The organism is Thermobaculum sp. T2p (assembly GCF_059335935.1).
Genome location: NZ_JANZYQ010000015.1, coordinates 84,235 through 101,557, shown reverse-complemented (window position 1 = coordinate 101,557; position 17,323 = coordinate 84,235). Strand labels below are relative to the sequence as shown.

The window sequence follows — 17,323 nt, the reverse complement described above, 5'->3', positions numbered from 1 at the left end:
CGTGACTGCCAAGACGCATCATCCTGAGGTGGACAGACCCTGGGCTATCGAGCTGCGCGGCATAGAGCCCATCCCTGACGGTGAGAGGCATGGCAAGCCTTCGGAGCTCTTCTGGATATGGTTCCCAGCAAATATTGGTATCCTCGGCATAGTGTATGGGGGTATACTCACTGCCGCAGGACTGAATCTGTGGCAGAGCGCCTTTGTCGCCCTCGTGGGTTCAGCTCTATCCTTCCTGTTGGTGGGGGTCCTCAGTGTGGCCGGCAAGTGGGGAGGCGCTCCTATGCTGACCCTCTCGCGTGCGCCCTTTGGGGTGCGGGGTAACCTGGGGCCCGCGTTCATCAGCTGGCTGAGCCTAGTGGGCTGGGAGACGGTCAGCGTTATCACCGCGGCGTACGCCCTGCTGGGGTTACTGGGGCTGTTGGGGCTGCCCGCCAACTCGCTGTGGACGTTGGTAAGCCTGCTGGTCATCGCCCTGCTGGTCGTGGTATTCGGCTTGTTGGGGCATGCGACGCTGGTCATCATTCAGCAGGCCGCTACTTGGATCCTCGGGGCGCTCACCGTCTTGGTGATCATCTTCCTGATCCCGGGTACCAACTGGAGCAAGCTGCTTGATACCCCATGGGGAGCTTGGGACTCTGGGGTACTGGCGACGCTGAGTATCATCATGGCTGGCACGGGCATAGGGTGGGCGAACGCTGGTGCGGACTACACTCGCTACCTACCTCGAGCCAGCAGTGATCGGTCCATAGTTGGGTGGACGGTGCTGGGTGCGACCATTCCCCTGTTCGTGCTGATCATGACGGGGGTGCTGCTCTCTAGCAGGGTGGCGGACCTCTCTTCCGCCTCCAATCCAGTGGAGGTGATAGGGGATGCTCTGCCATCATGGATGGCCGTGCCTTACCTAGTCACCGCGATAGGCGGCTTGATAGCTGCCGCGGACCTCTCGATCTACTCCTCGGGACTCAACCTCCTGGCTCTGGGTGTGAGACTCCAGAGGCACAAGGCAGTGCTGATAGATGGGGTGATAATGGTGTTGGGATCGGTCTACGTCATGCTCATAGCCCAGGACTTCTTCGGGCCCTTCATCAGCTTTCTCCAGCTGCTGGCCGACGGCCTCGCCGCTTGGGCTGGCGTTTTCCTCGTGGACATGCTGCTGCGCCGTGGCTATGACCCGGAGGGGCTCAGGCGGACCGGCCCCGGCAGCCCTTATTACTATTCAGGGGGAATTCACTGGCCGGCATGCATCTCCTGGCTTTGTGGCGTCCTCGTGGGGCTGGCTTTCACCGTATCTCCATGGTTCAGCGGCCCCCTGGCCAAAGGGGTGTTTGCCTCGAGCAGCTTGGGCTATATAATGGGCTTGCTGGTAAGCATGCTGATGTACTGGCTGCTTGGCGCGGTGCTCGCCCGCGGGCAGGTAGTGGCTGGCCAGCGAGAGCGTCCAGGGGAGTCCTGAGATGAGGCGCCCTCGCAGGTTGGTGCTGGTGGGCAGCGTACTGGTGGACGTCTTGCTCTACGTGCCCCATATGCCCGAGAGAGGGAGTGATGTCCTGGCACAAGGAGCGATGGTGACCGCTGGTGGTGGCTACAACGTGCTGGTGGGGGCATCCAGGCTGGGTATGCCGGTAGCATATGCAGGCAAGATAGGCAACGGTCCAATGGGTGCTCAGGTGCTGCGAGATCTGGAATCTGCTGCTATCCCCCTCCTCCTACCGTTGTCCAGCGATGGTGATACTGGCTTCGATATCGGCTTGGTGGAGCCTGATGGCGAACGCACGTTCGTGACTGCTCCAGGGGTGGAGTCCAGGCTTACAGCCTCGGACCTAGCAGCTATTCCTCTTGAGAGTGGAGACGTCGTGTACATCTCGGGCTACGATCTGTGTTACCCGGTCTCCGGCGCTTCGCTAGCTGACTGGTTGCCGGCCCTGTCACAGGACGTCCTGCTGGCCTTCGATCCCGGCCCACTCGTGGGGGAGATCCCGGTCAGGTACCTCTACGTCGTCCTGAGGCGAGTTGACATAATAAGCTTGAACCAGCGGGAGCTGGCCATACTGGCGGGTGAGGATAACTTGCCGACCGCTGTGGAGAGGCTTGCTAGCTTGCTCCATGAGGATGCCTGGGTAGTAGTGCGGGTGGGTTCTCAAGGCTGTTGGATAGCTAGCCCTGACAGGCATCTGAGGCACGTGCCCGGAAGGCCCGTGGTGGCGGTGGATTCCACAGGGGCTGGCGACGCGCACGTGGCGGCGCTGCTGGCGGCGCTGTACGCGGGACATCCTTTTGAGGAGGCCGCAAGCCGGGCTAACGTCGCGGCCTCGATAGCTGTCGGGCGTCGTGGCCCGGCCACAGGCCCCACCCTGGAGGAGCTGGAGGCCCTCTTGGGTGAGGATATGTCGAGGTAAGCTTCCGAGGCCCTAAGCGGGGAGGTGGGGGGAGCGACAGCTCCCCCCTTTGCTTTCGATCTCTCCAGGACATAGGTCCCACCGATCAGTCGTCATATCCTTCAGGGTAGGTGGGGTGTGTGAGCTCGCCTCGGAGATGGGCTTGGGTCCTCTGCGCGTTGTTGCCTCTTTTGCCGCTGTGTTGTGACATATAAGTTGTCAAAAAGGGTACTTATACTTGGGGGCGTCTGGTGGAGGAGATGCAGCTGCTGGCTGCGAGGCCCTGTGAGATCGTGGCGCTACAGCCCCTGACCGCAGAGCTCTGACCCAGGCTGCACCTACGCTGGGCGAAGCCAACTTATCACTGGAGGGGTATCATGTTGCATAGTCCTAAGCTGTCTTCTCTGCTGTTCTTGCTCACGCTGCTCTGCTTCACCCTGCCGTTCATGACCGTCACCTGTGGCGGCCAGGAGGTGATGAGGGTCACGGCGATGGACCAGGCCCTTGGGCAGGACCCGTGGATAGCGCCGAGCTCAACGAGGCTAGTGCCTCCAGCGAAAAGGGCTCCGGAGCCGGTTGGAAGTGGCACATGAGGACCTTGGCGGTCTTTGCTGTGGTGGGCATCGTCCTTGGGTTAGGGGCTTGGAAGAGCTGGAAGGGGCTCGTCGGCGCGATCCTGGGCATCCTGGGCGTGCTGGACATCATGCTGTTACGCGTCTCGACCATCAACTCGATGCGTGAGGAGCTGGCAAGCGGCGCTAGCGGCGACATGGTGGGGCTCTCCGGGCTGATACAGGTACACTGGGGACTGGGGTTCTGGGGTATGCTGTCGGGCTTTGCGTTCGCCGCGCTGTACAACATCTACCTGGTATGGAGATCGAGGGCGGCGTGGGACACCAGTGTGGAGCGAACCGAGTTGCCGCCTGAGCCTTCCTGGAGATAGGGGCTTGCGCTCCTCGGCCTTCTGCGTTATCGTTAGGTAACCTACAGGAGGCCGTATGGTGCATCGAAGGATTCTTGCCTGGGAGGGTTGCCTCAACATCCGCGATCTCGGGGGTTACCCCACAGCTTACGGGGTGTGGACGCGCTGGGGGACCGTGGTGCGTGCCGACACGGTGTCCAAGCTCACTATGGCAGGCCGCGCGGCCCTCCTGGCGTACGGCGTGCGCACGATAGTCGACCTTCGCCTGCCTCACGAGGTCGAGGCCGACCCCAGCCCATACGCGACTCCGGGGGAGCACGATGTCGCATACCACCACATCTCGATGATCGATCCTGCCGAGTTCCCTCCCAAGGACTTCACGACCCTCGCTGATAACTACAAGATGATGCTGGACCGCTATACCGGCCGGATGGCGGGCATCATCCATGCGATCGCCCACGCCTCGCCAGAGGGCGCAGTGCTGCTGCACTGCGCGGGCGGCAAGGACCGCACGGGCATCGCTGCGGCGCTGCTGTTGGGCGTAGTGCGTGTGCCCCACGACGTGATAGCCGCCGACTACGCGCTCACCGCAGAGTGCCTGCGACCAGAGTGGGAGGAGACCTTGAGGCATAACCCCGAGCGTCGGCAAGAGATAGAGAGGGAACTGGACGTAATGATGCCGCGGAGAGAGGTCATGCTGGAGATGCTCGATCACTTGGATCGTCGCTACGGTGGTGTGGATCCCTATCTCCGGCATATAGGGTTGACCGACCTCGAACTGGGGCTGATACAGGCGCGCCTGCTAGGCTACGTGCCCTGATCAGATGCGAAGGGCTTGCATTTGCACATAATTTGAGTATCATATGTGCACAACTCTATGGACGGCCTTTGGAGCCGATCTTAAAGAGGGCATTAAATCTTGCTTAGCTTTCTGTGATCGGTAGTGCCCCAGGTGGGTGCTGACCAATATAATGGCGCGGATCCAGTTGAGCCGTTCGAAAATAACGAGTGAAAGGAGCCAATAGGTTGGAAGTAGCCAGTAAGGAGCGGGTACCCACCGCCCGTGGGCGCAGGGTGTTCAACCGCGAGCACCTGATATTTCTAGCTTTCGTTGCTCCCAACTTCCTACTGTTCATAGTCTTCACCTACTGGCCGCTAGTGTATCAGGGGTACCTGAGCCTGGTGCACTGGGACATGATCTCGCCTGTGAAGCGGTTCGTGGGACTGGAGAACTATGCCTACCTGTTCAGCGATCCCGATTTTCACCGGGTCATGTTCAACACGCTTTATTTCACGGTGGCCGTGCTGGTGGGTAGCCTGGCGCTGGGGCTGGCCCTGGCGCTCCTGCTCAACCAACGGCTGCGCGGGCGCAACTTCGCGCGCACGGTAGTGTTCGCTCCGGTGATCCTCTCGGGCGCGGCGGTTGGCCTAGTATGGGCCTATATCTTCGATCCCAACTATGGGTTGATGCGGACCATCCTGGGGTGGTTCGGGCTGCCACCGATCGACTGGCTAGGCAGCCCCGCTTGGGCTATGCCCGCGGTGATCATCGTGTACCTCTGGAAGAACTTAGGCTACAGCGCAATGATCTACCTTGCAGGTCTGCAGAACATCCCTGCCGAGCTGTACGAGGCGGCACGGGTCGATGGCGCCGGCAGGTGGCAGCAGTTCCTGCACGTGACGTTACCTCAGCTCTCGCCGGTGACGTTCTTCCTGATCGTCACCACGATCATATCCTCGGTGCAGGCCTTCGACATCATATCCGTGATGACGGACGGAGGCCCGGTGGGCGCGACGACGACGCTGATCTGGTACATGTACGAGCAGGGCTTCAGGGCCTTTCGGGCGGGGATAGCTGCAGCATCTGGCATGCTGATGTTCATCATCCTGCTGGTGGTCACCTTGGTGCAGGTGGGGTGGCTACAACGCAAAGTGTACTACGAGTAGGGGGTAGGATATGAAAGGCGAGGCCGTCAAGAGCACGATACAGTCCAGCACTGCTGGGAGGTCGGTGGTGCTTGACTTGCTCACACGCCGTATGTTCGGGATGTGGCTCTACTTGGCGATGGCGTTGACGGTGCTGGTGTTCATTGTCCCTATGTACTGGATGCTGACGGCGTCTGTGAAGACTCTGGGAGAGATCTACACCTTCCCGCCCCAGTGGGTGCCGACGAGCTTTCGCTGGGCCAACTACAGCGAGGCCTGGCGCAGCGCTCCTTTTGGGAGGTTCTACATCAACACGGTGATCGTCACCTTCTTCGGGGTGGCGCTCGAGGTGGTCAACGCCTGCCTCACGGCGTACGCGTTGGCTTACATCCGGTTCCCGGGGAAGAACTTCGTGTTCGTAGCGCTGCTGGCTACCCTGATGATCCCGCTGCAGGTGACGATCCTGCCCAATTACCTCACGATAGCTAGCCTCGGATGGCTCAACACTTATCAAGGGATAGTGCTGCCGGGGGCGTCGGTGGCCTTCACGACGTTCCTGCTGCGCCAGCACTTCATGACCCTGCCGAAGGAGGTGATGGAAGCTGCGATCATAGAGGGCGCGGGGCACCTCAGAAGGCTGGTGTCCATCGTGTTGCCGCTGTCCAAGCCGATGCTGGTGACGATCACGCTCATCTCCGTGGTGGCCAAGTGGAACGATTATCTCTGGCCGCTGATAGTCACCAACAAGGTGGAGATGAGGGTGCTGTCGATCGGCATCAAGTACCTCTTCGACACGGAGGGCGCCAACCAATGGGGGGTGATCATGGCCGGCACGGTGTTCGTGGTGATCCCCGTGCTGGCGCTCTTCATCTGGGCGCAGCGGTACATAATATCCGGACTGACGGCCGGTGCCCTCAAAGGTTAGGGAGATGCACGGGGTGGGCCACTAATCGAAGGGAGGTTGGTCAATTGGCTTGGAAGATGAACCGCAGGAAGTTTCTGGTGACTTCGGGGGCCGCGATGGGGTCGCTCGTGGTGGCGGCCTGTGGTGCGGGCGGTGGTGGCGGCGCCGCTCAGCCGAGCAGCACCGGCACGGTACCCCCCGAGGCTCGCAACCGGACGCGCGTGGTCTTCTGGTCCGCCTGGGGCGGCAAGAACGGCGAGGCACTGCAGACCCTGGTGAACAAGTTCAACAAATCCCAGAGCGACATCTTCGTGGAGAACCAGTACCAGGGTACCTACGAGGAGCTGGCTCAGAAGCTGGCCACGGCGATGGCCGCAAAACAAGTGCCCGACCTAGTGGTGCTCAGCGAGGTTACTTGGAACAAGTTCTATCTCAACCAGACCCTAGAGCCACTGGACGACTACTTCAAGAACCAGAACCTGGACAGGAATGACTATGTGGATCCCCTTATTAATGAGGGCACCAGGCAAGGGAAGACCTGGTGGGTACCCTTTGCCCGCAGCACACCGCTCTTCTACTATAACCGAGACCTCTTCAAGAAGGCGGGGCTGCCGGACAAGGCGCCCGAGACCTGGGATGAGGTGCTGGAGGCTGCCAAGGAGTTGAAGGCGAGTGCCGGTGTGAAGAAGCCTTACGCCTTCACCACGGCCAAGAACTATAATGCCTGGCACTTCCAAGGCAACGAGTGGCAGTGGGGAGGCAACTACTCCGACAAGGAGCTCAACATCCTGATAGATAAAGATAAGTCTGTGGAGGCGGGCGAATGGGTCCGCAAGTTCATCCACGATGAAGGGCTAGGGTACATGGCGGAGGATCAGAGCGTCGACTTCGCCAACGGCATATGTGCCATGACCCAGCAGTCTACTGGGTCTTTGGGGGAGATCTTGGAGACAGCTAAGTTCGAGGTGGGCACGGCCTTCCTCCCCAAGCACGAGCACTTCGGGTGTCCGACTGGCGGCTCCGGGTTGAGCATCATCGCGGCCTCCTCCAGCGACCGCAAGCAAGCTGCTTTCGAGTTCATCAAGTTCCTAGCACAACCCGAGAACGTGGTGTTCTGGTCACAACAGAGTGGCTACATGCCGGTGACCGAGTCGGCGCGTGAATCGAGCCAGATGCAGGAGTACTTCAAGCAGAACCCCCAGTTCAAGGTGGCGGTGGATCAGCTGCCCAAGACGCAGCCTCAGGACACCGCTCGCCTGTTCATCCCCAACGGCGACCAGACGATAGGGGAGGCGCTGGAGAAGATCTTTGTGCGCAACACACCGGCTGAACAGGCCTTCAAGGACGCTGCCCAGAGGCTCGCGCGTGACGCCGAGGACGTCAAGCAGCAGATCCAGGAGGTTGGACTGTAGGTATCACCTCTACGGAGGCCTGGCCCCGACGATTCAGTCCGTTGGGGCCAACTTTTTAGGCCAGAAGTGATGCGACACACCTTATATTGGTGGACTCAGATGGGCTGGGGTCTCCAGCCCTTCGCAGCCACGTGCTGGGGAGTAGGCTGGATCTAGCGGGACTCGGCAAGCCTGGCACGCAGGGACTCCAGCTCGTCCAGCAGGCGCATGACGACCTCTACTCCCGCGGTGTTGATCCCGAGGTCCTCTCGCAGCCTACGGATGCGGCGCAGCCTCGCTATCTCCTGCTCATCCAGCAGCTCTTCCCTGCCCTCACGGCGGGTCCTGACCAGACCAACCCGCACGTAATAGCGGATAGTTGAAGGGGGTATCCCCACAACCTGGGAAGCTGTCTCTATCCTGTAGTAGGTCAGCCTTTCGTCTCGGTCCAACCTCAACCTCCAAGCTCGTCAGCTTGCCGCCTGGGTGGCCTCTCCCTCTGAGAGGCGTGCCAGCTCCTCCAGCAGTTCCCGCTGCCTGGGCGTCAACCTCTCCGGCAGGTGCACGTGCGCCTCCACCAACAAGTCTCCTCTCTGGTTCGGGTTGTTCAGGCGCGGCATCCCCTGCCCCCGCAGGCGGAACACCCGGCCGTCCTGGGTGCGCTCGGGTATGCGCAGGGCGAGCGTACGTCCATCAGGCGTGCGGACACGCACCTCCCCTCCAAGGAGCATGGTCGAGAGGGGCACTTGCATCTTCGTCTTCAGGTCATCGCCCTCGCGCTCGAAAGCCGGATCCGGCAGCACCCGTACCACTAGGTAAAGGTCGCCCGGTGGGCCTCCCCCTGCGCCAGGCATGCCTTGGCCAGCTATGCGCACTCGCGTGCCGGTGTTCACGCCCGGGGGTATCTTGGCCTCTATGCGCCGAGTCTGCCCATTGGGCAGCTGCATCTCTAGCAGGCGCGTGGTGCCGGTATAGGCCTCGCGCAGGGTAACCTGTACCTCTTGCTCCACGTCCTGCCCAGGACGAGCCCGCTGCCGGGTGCTCGTCCTGCCACGACCTCCGCCGAAAAGGGTCTCGAAGAAGTCCGAGAACGGGTGCTCCTCTCCGAAGAGGTCGCGCAGGTCCTCCTCGGAGAAGGTGCGGTACTCGTAGCGCGTGCCGCCGCCCTGCCCGCGCACAAAGTCGCTCCAGTCAAACCCCTGCCCGGTCGCCTGTCCGGCCTGCTGCGCCGCCTGGTACTCCCGCCACCGGGCGCCGAACTGGTCGTACATCTTGCGCTTCTCCGGATCGGAGAGGACTTCATAGGCCTCGCTGATCTCCTTGAAGCGCTCCTCGGCCTCTTTGTTGCCCGGGTTGACGTCGGGATGGTACTGGCGGGCCAGTCGTCTGAACGCCTGGCGTATTTCCTTATCCGAGGCGTTACGGGGCACACCTAGTATCTCGTAGTAGTCCTTGAACTCCATAGCCATCAATCAGGATAGCAATAATTGCGCCAATTGCGCTAGCCCTGAGACCTGTGTGAATCGGGCCTTCTCGCCGGGCTCTCGCGAGGGCCATAGGGGATCGGCACGTACTCCACCGATGGCCGCCTGCGTCCCGCCTGGGGATAAAGCTGCATGAGGTCGTACACCTCCTTCGGCATCTCCGTGCTGACGGGCAGGCCCATGCTCAGCGCCTCCTCGACGGTGATGGGATAGTCGTGCGTCCAGTGGCCCGATGAGAGGAGATCGGCCAGCCCCTCGGCCCTGTCCTGCGGCATCTTGTCGCCCAGCAGCTCGAGCACGGTCTGCCGTACCTGTCCCATCGCCTTGCGGGCGATGTCCGCCAGGATGATCGTCTGGTCGTCCACCTCGGCCAGAGGCTTCTGCTCCACCACCTTCAGGATCGAGGCCGCGGGGTACTCCCCCAGCTGGGGATCCACCGGCCCCAGCACGGCGTGCGGTCCCATGACGATCTCATCGGCAGCCAGAGCTATCAGGGTGCCGCCGCTCATGGCGTAGTGGGGGACGAACACCGTGACTTTGGAGGGATGAGCCTTCAGGGCACGAGCGATCTGTTCCGCTGCTATCACTAGACCGCCCGGGGTGTGCAGGATCATGTCGATGGGCACGCTGGGATCCGTCAGGTGCACGGCCCTTAGCACGGCCTCGGAGTCCTCTATGTCTATGTAGCGAGCCACGGGGAATCCCAGGAGGCTCATCGTCTCCTGTCGGTGTATCAGCCCTATCACCCGGCTGTGCCGTCGCTCCTCCAGCGATCTGAAGGAGCGTATGCGCTGTGCCTCCAGCCACTTCTGACGGATCACGGGCTGGAGCGAGCTGATAATCAGGAATAACCAGAAGATCTCAAGCATACGCAACCTCCTACCAGGGCCAGTATTCGTCTGGATGGTACCTGTAGGCCGGCCTCGACAGTGGCTTGGCGAGCACAAGGCCGGTCAGGAAGCCGCCCACATGCGCCCACCACGCGACGCCGCCCAGCATCATCTCGCTAACGGCCAACGAGAACAGGCCGTTGAGGAGCTGCGAGAGGAACCAGATGGCGATCCATATCACTGCCGGCACCTCCACAAAGAGCGGCAGGAAGAAGAAGAACGTGATGGTCACCACCTGCGCCAGCGGGAAGAGCACCAGGTAGGCGGCCATGATGCCGGATATCGCCCCGCTGGCGCCGATCGCGGGCACCGCGGAGCTCGAGTTGAGCAGGATGTGCATCACGCCGGCTCCCACGCCGCATAGCAGGTAGAACAGCAGGAACTTGAGGTGCCCTAGCCGATCCTCTACGTTGTCCCCGAAGATGTAGAGCGCGATCATGTTGCTGCCCAGGTGAAACCAGCTGCCATGGAGAAATTGGGACGTCAGTAGTGTCACCCACTCGAAGGGCAGAGGTGATCGCAGGAAGCGCTCAGGCACCACCCCGAGCCGCCACACGAGGTCTTTCAGGCCGGGGGACCCCAGGCTGAGCTCGAGCGCCCAGACGAGCACGTTGGCTGCTATGAGCGCCGCGGTGACCACCGGGAACTCCCGCGCGCGCACCGTGTCCTTGATGGGTATCATCTTGCCTCCCCAGGGGTGATCTAGTGGATGTGGAGAAATGATACACTAAGCAGGGAGGGGGAGGCAAGTCCAGCGTGCGCTACTCGCCCGAGGCCGGTGGGCATGGGGTAAGGGTGCCATCTCGGAGCATGCTCCCAATACATATGCCGGCGAGCCCACCTATGGCCGCGATCGCCGCCACAGTGGTGGTGGCGGCGAACACTTGTAGGAAGCTCCAAGGGTAAGTGTCGAACAGGCTGCGGTAGAGCCACTCCCCCCACAGCAGCGCCGGGCCCGCCAGCACAGTGCCCAGTAGGACCCCCCATCGCGGGTTCATGGCGTGAGCCAGGTCTATGGCCACCGCGGGCGCGAGCACGAAGACGGGGGGAGTGAGCGCGTCGCTCAAACCCATCCGCCACACTATGATCAGGACCAGTGAGCGAAACACCATGTAGATCAGCGCCACCAGCGTCGCGGCTCCGGGCCTGCGGAAGTAGCTGCCGGCTGCAAAGAGCACCAGCGCCGAGAGCGCGCCCGCCATCAGCGGGAACAGCAGGTAATCCTGGTTGTCCAGCTCGAAGTCCAGGTCCCCCAGGGCGAAGAGCGCGAGCGACAGTCCACCTCCGAACAGGAGGAGAGCCGCCCACTCGGCCCGAGATAAGCTCGCCGAGAGCATGCTTCCCCTCTCGACCCTGATATACGGGGACAGCGCCAGCAACATCCCGAGCACACCTACCCCGCCGCCCACTATGCCCATCAGGTGTGGTGGACTCCACACCGTGGGATCGAGCCCTATGGTGTTGTGCCAGGTGTTATCGATCGGGGCGGCTATTCCCTGTATGGTGGGGCCCAGGACGCCTATGCAGAACCCCAGAAAGACCCTCCTGTCTCGACCCCGCATCGTGAGGGCTCCTATCACCCCCACCAGCCAGGCCAGCGCCACGCCGGCGTACACCACCCGATGGGGCGGTATCCAAAAGGAGTCCCTGCCGTAGACCACGTGCCAGGTGACGTCCCAGTAGATGCCGCAGAGCGCCGTGAATAGCGCAGCGGCAGCCACGCCCGTCAGCGCCACGGGATGCAGTCGTAGGATATCCAACCTGGTGCGTGCCTGCGCGTGAGTGGCCATCCTGGCTGGATTGTAATACTTTCCCCTCTATATGTAAATAGATACGTCCATCTGTGGGCTATAATCGTATAATCTATGGGAGGTGAACCTTGTGGCACGTATTGCGTAGGCGCACGCTTATAAGAGGAAGGGTGGAGGAAGTCTTCCCGTTCTTTGCTGCGGCGGAGAACCTGGAGGCGATTACTCCTCCCTGGCTGAGCTTCGGCATACTCACACCTGTACCCATCGAGATGCGACAAGGCACGCTCATCGAGTACAGGCTGAAGCTGATGGGGATACCCATGCGCTGGTTGACTCGCATCAGCATCTGGGAGCCTCCCCACAGGTTCATCGACGAGCAACTGCGGGGGCCCTACCACAAATGGGTCCACGAGCACCGCTTCGAACCGCTGGACGGCTACACTCTGATGACTGACACCGTACGCTACAGGCTCCCGCTTAGTCCCTTGGGAGATCTAGCCTTCCCAATAGTGAGGTTCCAGCTCAACAAGATATTTGACTATCGCAGCGTCAAGATCCTGGAAATCGTAGAGGGCAAACTATAGTGCAAGAGAGATCTCAAACACATGCAGATAGGATCAGGAGGGCGGAGGAGGCTCGTAGGGAGCTAGAAGAGAGGATCACCGGTTCTCCATGGCGCCAGCGATATCACTTCATGCCGCCGGCTGGATGGATGAACGACCCTAACGGCCTCATCTACTACGGGGGTTACTACCACCTCTTCTACCAGCACAACCCCTTCGGGGCGCAGTGGGGGGCGATGCACTGGGGACACGCGCGCAGCAGGGACCTCCTACACTGGGAGCACCTGCCCATCGCCTTGGCGCCGAGTGAGCCCTACGACCTGCACGAGCGTGGAGGATGCTTTTCCGGCAGTGCGGTCGAGTCCGATGGGCTGCTGTACCTCTTCTACACGGGCTGTACCTTCGAAGATGGGCAGCTGCGGCAATCACAGTGCATGGCCTACAGCGATGATGGCGTGACATTCCACAAGTACCCTGGCAACCCCATCATTCCCGGGCCACCTCCCGATGGCTCGCCGGACTTCCGTGATCCCAAGGTGTGGCGACACGACGACAGCTGGTACATGGTGGTGGGATCCTGCAAGGACGGGCGTGGAAAGGCTCTGCTCTATAGGTCTGATGATCTGAGAAGATGGCGCTACGTGGGGGTGATGGCTGAGAGTGATGGCAGCCTGGGTACTATGTGGGAGTGCCCTGACGTCTTTCCCCTGGAGGATAGATGGGTGCTGCTGTTCTCTCCAATGGGTATGGGGGAGACTCGTGGTCTCTACCTGGTGGGCGATATCGACTATGAGCTGGGTAAGTTCATCCCTGATAGGATGGGGGAGGTCGACTGCGGTTTTGACTTCTACGCTCCCCAGTCGTTAGCTACTCCTGACGGCAGGCGCGTGCTGCTGGGCTGGGCCAACTCCTGGCCCTGGATGCCCTGGTTCTCCACGTTCGGCCCCACCGTCGAGAGCGGTTGGTGTGGGGCGATGGCGCTGCCCAGGGAGGTGCAGCTGAGGGCGGATAGTACCTTGCGCTTCCCACCATTGTCCGAGCTGTCAGGTCTTCGCCAGGAGCGCTTGTTCCACAGCAGTGTGCAGCTGGACCATGGGCAGTCCCTCGATCTGCCCCCGAGCGACGACAGCTGCATGGAGGTGGAGCTTGAGGTGGATTGGCCGGACGGGTGGGGAGAGCTGGAGATCGCCCTGCGAGCCTCACCGGATGGGGTCCACCGCACAGTGCTGCTGTGCGGTGCGGACGGAGCCGTGACGCTGGACCGGAGCCATGCTGATGGCTACCTGCGAGGCAGCAGGTGCGGCTGGCGGCGCCGCAGGGGCACCTTGAGGCTACACATATTCGTAGATGCCTCCAGCTTGGAGGTGTTCGTCGACCAGGGCGATTTGGTGCTCTCCACTAACCTGTATCCTCCGGAAGATGCCCGCCTTACGACCATCACGGCTCGGGAATCCAGGGCAGAGATTCGCAGATTAAGCGTTTGGAGAATGCAGCAGACATGGTGATGCCTTCCAGGAGCATCACCATGTCTGTTACCCTTCAGCTAGCTCCGGGGCAGGTATGAGGTCAAGGCCCTCCAGAAAGCTGCGAGATGGTCCTGCCAACCTCCACCAGTTTCAGGCATGCCGTTGGGGCCAAGTCCAAGAGCCTGCTGCAAGACCTCATGCAGGTGGGTGTTCTCATAGTTGCCTACAAGCCTGTCTGCATACGGACCGTAGGCGCTTACAGGCACGTCCACAGGAGTATGACCGGTAGTGGTCCAATCTGTCTTGAAGAGGTAGCTCGACTGCTTCGCTTTGAATGGACCATCCTCGCCCGAGATGTTGCCCTTTATCTCCCTGCCGTCCTCGTCTGGATACTTGGGGTCGTCTGGTCCCTCTAGCGTAAGGCCGCAGCACTCGTGATCACCGGTGACGATCACCAGCGTATCTCCCCTCTTCTTAGCGTAGTCAAGCGCCACGCCCACCGACTTGTCTAGCTCCTGCCCTGCCTTCATTAGCAGCTCGGAGTTGTTGTGGTGTCCCATCTCATCGATAGCTTCCTGCTCCACGAAGAGGAAGAAACCTTTGGGGTTCTGAGATAAGATCTCTATCGCTTTACGGGTCATCTCAGGCAGCGAGACGACCGGTGAGTATATCGCACCCTCACCCTCGGGCCTCTGCTGGAACATCTCCTCGTTGGCAAAAAGGCCCAGCAGCTTGGGGCCTTTGGCAGACATTAGCTCCTGACGATTGGTGACGTAGGTGTAGCCTAGGCGCCTGGCTTCCTGAACGAGGTTGCCTCGATCTCCCTTGCTACCCTCCTCCGGATCATCCTTTGGATGATCCGGAAAAGCTCCAGGGTCGCCCTTGGGGTACCAGTAGTCTTCGCCACCGCCGAGGATCACGTCCACCTTGGAGCTTTCCAGATACTGGCGAGCGATCTCACTCTGCTCATCGCGATCCTTGACGTGTGCGCCAAACGCTGCCGGAGAGGCGTCGGTCACCTGGCTGGTCGTCACAAGCCCCACCGACTTGCCCGCTCGCTTAGCCTCCTCCAAGATCGTGGGCCAAGGTTTGCCCTGGGCGTCCACGGCTATCGCGCCGTTATAGGTCTTGCGTCCTATGGCCCAAGCTGTGGCGCCAGCTGCCGAGTCCGTCACGAAAGTTTTCGGATCCACGGAGTTGGTGCTCATCATGCCCGTGTATGGGAGCTGGTCCATCGTGAGCCTGCCGTATGGGCCGACTGTCACCAGCTGGATAGCATCGCGCTGGGCGGCTCCCATGCCATCGCCCATCAGGAAGATCACGCTGCGAGCTCTCGCCGGCGAGCGATTCCCAGCGCCTCTGACGATAGCAAGCGGCACGCTCATCACCAACGCGATCGCGAGCAGGAGATATATAACCTTGGACCTCAAAGTCATATTACGACTCCTTTCTGCTTGTACCCAACTATGAGCCTTACTTCACCTGCATATGTTACCCCAGGGGTTTAACAGGGACTTTAGGGCTACATTAAGTCTGGATTTACATACCGCAGGCCACGGTAGGGACCATGGAGGCTTGGACTGTGGCTAGATCTGCTCGGCTTGTGGTGATATAAGGCTGGCAGTAAAGGAGCAATGTACAACCTTTGGTGTAGGATTACCACACGACTTACGATCTTTGAGCACATCAGGATCTTCCAGCTAGGGGGCTGCGAGCCGCCTATCCGATGTCCGCTAGCTAGCGGTAGTCACGGCGGTTGCAGTGGGTCGCGAGATAACCCTCCGGAGGTACAATAGCCCGGACACTCCCGAGATAAGCGATCCCACCAGTATGCCCACCTTGGCGTCGTCCAGCAGCCTCTGGTCGTCTCCGAATGCCAGTGTGGCTATGAAGAGGCTCATCGTGAAGCCTATGCCCCCCAGCCAGCCAGCACCGTATACCATCTTCCAGCTGGTATCTTCCGGAAGGTCTGCCAACCCAAGATGGGCGCTTGCCCAGCTTGCGGTGAATATCCCTATCTGCTTGCCCAATACCAGGCCGGCTATCACACCTAGAGTCACAGGGCTAAAGAGGTCGATCTGGCCTCCGAGGTGCACCCCCGCGTTGGCCAGCGCGAACACGGGCATGATCGCGAACGCTACCCACGGATGCAGCATGTGGTCCAGCCGCTGCATTGGGGTCTGGGCACTCTCGGCCAATGCCTGGATCTCACGGATCGCGGCCTGTTGACCGGCGTTGGTCAGGATGCTCTCGCCCTCCTCGCCAGCGGCATCGAATTCCTCGAGCAGCTCCTGCGCGCGATCCAGGAACTCCTTAGTGTCCACCCGCGTCCTCGCGGGGATCGTCAGCGCCACGAGTACTCCTGAGATGGAGGCGTGTACCCCCGACTGCAGGAAGGCCACCCACATGGCCAGCCCCAACAGCGCATAGGGTATGGGATGGCGCACATGCAGGGCGTTGCACGCCACGAGCATCAGGAACACTACACCGGCAAATAGCAGGGCGCGCAGGGATGTGTCCTCTGTGTAGAAAAGGGCGATCACTAGCACCGCCCCGATATCGTCGACTATGGCCAGTGCCGTCAGGAACACCTTCAGCGCGTTGGGGATGCGGCTGCCCAGCAGAGAGAGCACGCCCAGTGCGAACGCGATGTCCGTGGCCATAGGGATGCCCCAACCGTGCGAGCCCTCACCGCCCCAGTTGAAGAGGGTGTAGATCGCAGCTGGCACGAGCATACCGCCGACGGCAGCGGCAATGGGGAGCGAGGCCTGCCGTAAGCTGGAGAGCTCGCCCACCAGCAGCTCGCGCTTGATCTCTAGCCCCACGACGAAGAAGAAGAGCGCCATCAGGCCGTCGTTGATCCAATGGAGCAGGTCGAGCGAGATCTGGTAACTACCAAGCCCCACAGCCAACTCGGTGTGCCAGAAGGCGTCGTAGGTGTGTCCCCAGGGGGAGTTGGCCCACAGCAGCGCGATCACGGTACAGGCTATCAACAGGATACCACTCGAGCTCTGGGCTCCCATGAAGGCCAGCAGAGGGTATAGTAGTTTCCGTATGGGTTGCTCTCGCTGCACGAAGCCTTCAGAGGCTGCCTGTCCCATCGCCTTCTCCTGGGGTTTGCGGTGCTTCTGGAGTTACGATCGCTCCATGATTTCTTTCTGATAAAGCCATCATATAGCATGGTGATGATGGGGGTCAAATTTGCCTTTGAGGGGCGTTTCGTAGTACAACAGAAGCCGGATTAATTACTTAACAGGAGAAAGCTATGCCAGGGATAGGCCATAAGGTGTGGGCCGTGCCAGATGGGTACATTCCTTCCTGGAGCCATGGTCCCGAGCCCGACATGGTGAGCCACGAGGCGGTGTGCGTTCTCAATACTGGCGATGAGGACGCGCAACTTGAGCTCACAGTCTACTTCTCGGACCGAGAGCCGGTTGGTCCTTACCGGATCGTGGTGCCCGCAAGGCGTACGATTCACCTCCGCCTTAACGATCTGCAAGAGCCCGAGCCCATACCTGTGGGCAAGGAGTACGCACTGGTAGTGCGCTCGGATGTCCCGGTGGTGGTACAGCACTCGCGGCTGGACACTAGGCAGGCCGAGAACACGCTCATGACCACTATGGCTTTCCCAGTACCTGAGTAGTCCTC

At 60.9% G+C, this 17,323-nt stretch carries 18 protein-coding genes; 11 read left to right on the top strand and 7 right to left on the bottom strand.

The genetic code is table 11. The annotated features are described in order from the left end of the window. Position 1 precedes the first annotated feature (1 nt). From N2245_RS07995 to N2245_RS07960, 8 genes are all read left to right on the top strand, one after another. Positions 2-1,456: a purine-cytosine permease family protein gene (locus N2245_RS07995; protein ID WP_494536204.1), complete on the top strand. Its 1,455-nt coding sequence runs from the start codon at positions 2-4 to the stop codon at positions 1,454-1,456. A gap of 1 nt (position 1,457) precedes the next feature. Beyond that, on the top strand, positions 1,458-2,399 hold the full coding sequence (locus N2245_RS07990) for a PfkB family carbohydrate kinase (RefSeq protein ID WP_494536203.1): 942 nt from the start codon (positions 1,458-1,460) through the stop codon (positions 2,397-2,399). A gap of 356 nt (positions 2,400-2,755) precedes the next feature. Beyond that, the gene (locus tag N2245_RS07985) at positions 2,756-2,971 is read left to right on the top strand and encodes a hypothetical protein (RefSeq protein WP_494536202.1); all 216 of its coding nucleotides are present in this window, start codon (positions 2,756-2,758) and stop codon (positions 2,969-2,971) included. Further along, complete coding sequence (locus tag N2245_RS07980; RefSeq protein WP_494536201.1) at positions 2,968-3,321, top strand: hypothetical protein; 354 nt, start codon at positions 2,968-2,970, stop codon at positions 3,319-3,321. The genes N2245_RS07985 and N2245_RS07980 overlap by 4 nt, the downstream gene beginning before the upstream one ends. 55 nt (positions 3,322-3,376) lie before the next feature. Continuing rightward, entirely contained in the window at positions 3,377-4,120 is a 744-nt protein-coding gene (locus tag N2245_RS07975) for a tyrosine-protein phosphatase (RefSeq protein ID WP_494536200.1), read from the top strand. A gap of 206 nt (positions 4,121-4,326) precedes the next feature. Beyond that, complete coding sequence (locus N2245_RS07970; protein WP_494536199.1) at positions 4,327-5,247, top strand: carbohydrate ABC transporter permease; 921 nt, start codon at positions 4,327-4,329, stop codon at positions 5,245-5,247. 10 nt (positions 5,248-5,257) lie between these two features. Further along, the gene (locus N2245_RS07965) at positions 5,258-6,151 is read left to right on the top strand and encodes a carbohydrate ABC transporter permease (protein WP_494536198.1); all 894 of its coding nucleotides are present in this window, start codon (positions 5,258-5,260) and stop codon (positions 6,149-6,151) included. A 44-nt stretch (positions 6,152-6,195) separates the two neighbouring features. Next, on the top strand, positions 6,196-7,542 hold the full coding sequence (locus tag N2245_RS07960) for an ABC transporter substrate-binding protein (protein WP_494536197.1): 1,347 nt from the start codon (positions 6,196-6,198) through the stop codon (positions 7,540-7,542). 152 nt (positions 7,543-7,694) lie between these two features. Here N2245_RS07960 and N2245_RS07955 read toward each other — a convergent pair whose 3' ends face one another. From N2245_RS07955 to N2245_RS07935, 5 genes are all read right to left on the bottom strand, one after another. Further along, positions 7,695-7,973 carry a chaperone modulator CbpM gene (locus N2245_RS07955; RefSeq protein ID WP_494536196.1) on the bottom strand — a complete coding sequence of 93 codons (279 nt, stop codon included), beginning with the start codon at positions 7,971-7,973 and terminating at the stop codon, positions 7,695-7,697. 18 nt (positions 7,974-7,991) lie between these two features. Next, positions 7,992-8,990, bottom strand: coding sequence for a DnaJ C-terminal domain-containing protein (locus tag N2245_RS07950; protein WP_494536195.1), 999 nt, complete (start codon positions 8,988-8,990; stop codon positions 7,992-7,994). Between the two features lie 32 nt (positions 8,991-9,022). Beyond that, on the bottom strand, positions 9,023-9,874 hold the full coding sequence (locus N2245_RS07945) for an SDH family Clp fold serine proteinase (protein ID WP_494536224.1): 852 nt from the start codon (positions 9,872-9,874) through the stop codon (positions 9,023-9,025). A 10-nt stretch (positions 9,875-9,884) separates the two neighbouring features. Then, positions 9,885-10,577, bottom strand: coding sequence for a rhomboid family intramembrane serine protease (locus tag N2245_RS07940; protein ID WP_494536194.1), 693 nt, complete (start codon positions 10,575-10,577; stop codon positions 9,885-9,887). Between the two features lie 79 nt (positions 10,578-10,656). Continuing rightward, complete coding sequence (locus tag N2245_RS07935; RefSeq protein WP_494536193.1) at positions 10,657-11,655, bottom strand: hypothetical protein; 999 nt, start codon at positions 11,653-11,655, stop codon at positions 10,657-10,659. A gap of 119 nt (positions 11,656-11,774) precedes the next feature. Here N2245_RS07935 and N2245_RS07930 point away from each other — a divergent pair, with 119 nt between their 5' ends. Together N2245_RS07930 and N2245_RS07925 are read left to right on the top strand one after the other, a co-directional pair. After that, positions 11,775-12,230 (top strand): SRPBCC family protein, encoded by a 456-nt coding sequence (locus N2245_RS07930; RefSeq protein WP_494536192.1) that lies wholly within the window; start codon positions 11,775-11,777, stop codon positions 12,228-12,230. Further along, on the top strand, positions 12,230-13,714 hold the full coding sequence (locus tag N2245_RS07925; RefSeq protein ID WP_494536191.1) for a glycoside hydrolase family 32 protein: 1,485 nt from the start codon (positions 12,230-12,232) through the stop codon (positions 13,712-13,714). Before N2245_RS07930 ends, N2245_RS07925 begins: the two co-directional genes overlap by 1 nt. A gap of 38 nt (positions 13,715-13,752) precedes the next feature. Here the strand turns inward: N2245_RS07925 and N2245_RS07920 are convergent, their stop codons facing one another. Further along, a complete protein-coding gene (locus N2245_RS07920; protein WP_494536223.1) occupies positions 13,753-15,060 on the bottom strand; it encodes an alkaline phosphatase in 1,308 nt (435 codons plus the stop codon). Positions 15,061-15,408: 348 nt separating this feature from the next. After that, complete coding sequence (gene nhaA / locus N2245_RS07915; RefSeq protein ID WP_494536190.1) at positions 15,409-16,776, bottom strand: Na+/H+ antiporter NhaA; 1,368 nt, start codon at positions 16,774-16,776, stop codon at positions 15,409-15,411. 164 nt (positions 16,777-16,940) lie between these two features. Here nhaA and N2245_RS07910 point away from each other — a divergent pair, with 164 nt between their 5' ends. Next, positions 16,941-17,318: a sensory rhodopsin transducer gene (locus tag N2245_RS07910; protein WP_494536189.1), complete on the top strand. Its 378-nt coding sequence runs from the start codon at positions 16,941-16,943 to the stop codon at positions 17,316-17,318. Positions 17,319-17,323 lie beyond the last annotated feature (5 nt).

Coding starts and splice junctions, on each gene's coding strand:
- N2245_RS07990 (WP_494536203.1), top strand. CDS start 1,458: ATGAGGCGCCCTCGCAGGTTGGTGCTGGTGGGCAGCGTACTGGTGGAC.
- N2245_RS07985 (WP_494536202.1), top strand. CDS start 2,756: ATGTTGCATAGTCCTAAGCTGTCTTCTCTGCTGTTCTTGCTCACGCTG.
- N2245_RS07980 (WP_494536201.1), top strand. CDS start 2,968: ATGAGGACCTTGGCGGTCTTTGCTGTGGTGGGCATCGTCCTTGGGTTA.
- N2245_RS07975 (WP_494536200.1), top strand. CDS start 3,377: ATGGTGCATCGAAGGATTCTTGCCTGGGAGGGTTGCCTCAACATCCGC.
- N2245_RS07965 (WP_494536198.1), top strand. CDS start 5,258: ATGAAAGGCGAGGCCGTCAAGAGCACGATACAGTCCAGCACTGCTGGG.
- N2245_RS07950 (WP_494536195.1), bottom strand. CDS start 8,990: ATGGCTATGGAGTTCAAGGACTACTACGAGATACTAGGTGTGCCCCGT.
- N2245_RS07945 (WP_494536224.1), bottom strand. CDS start 9,874: ATGCTTGAGATCTTCTGGTTATTCCTGATTATCAGCTCGCTCCAGCCC.
- N2245_RS07940 (WP_494536194.1), bottom strand. CDS start 10,577: ATGATACCCATCAAGGACACGGTGCGCGCGCGGGAGTTCCCGGTGGTC.
- N2245_RS07920 (WP_494536223.1), bottom strand. CDS start 15,060: ATGAGCGTGCCGCTTGCTATCGTCAGAGGCGCTGGGAATCGCTCGCCG.
- nhaA (WP_494536190.1), bottom strand. CDS start 16,776: ATGGGACAGGCAGCCTCTGAAGGCTTCGTGCAGCGAGAGCAACCCATA.
- N2245_RS07910 (WP_494536189.1), top strand. CDS start 16,941: ATGCCAGGGATAGGCCATAAGGTGTGGGCCGTGCCAGATGGGTACATT.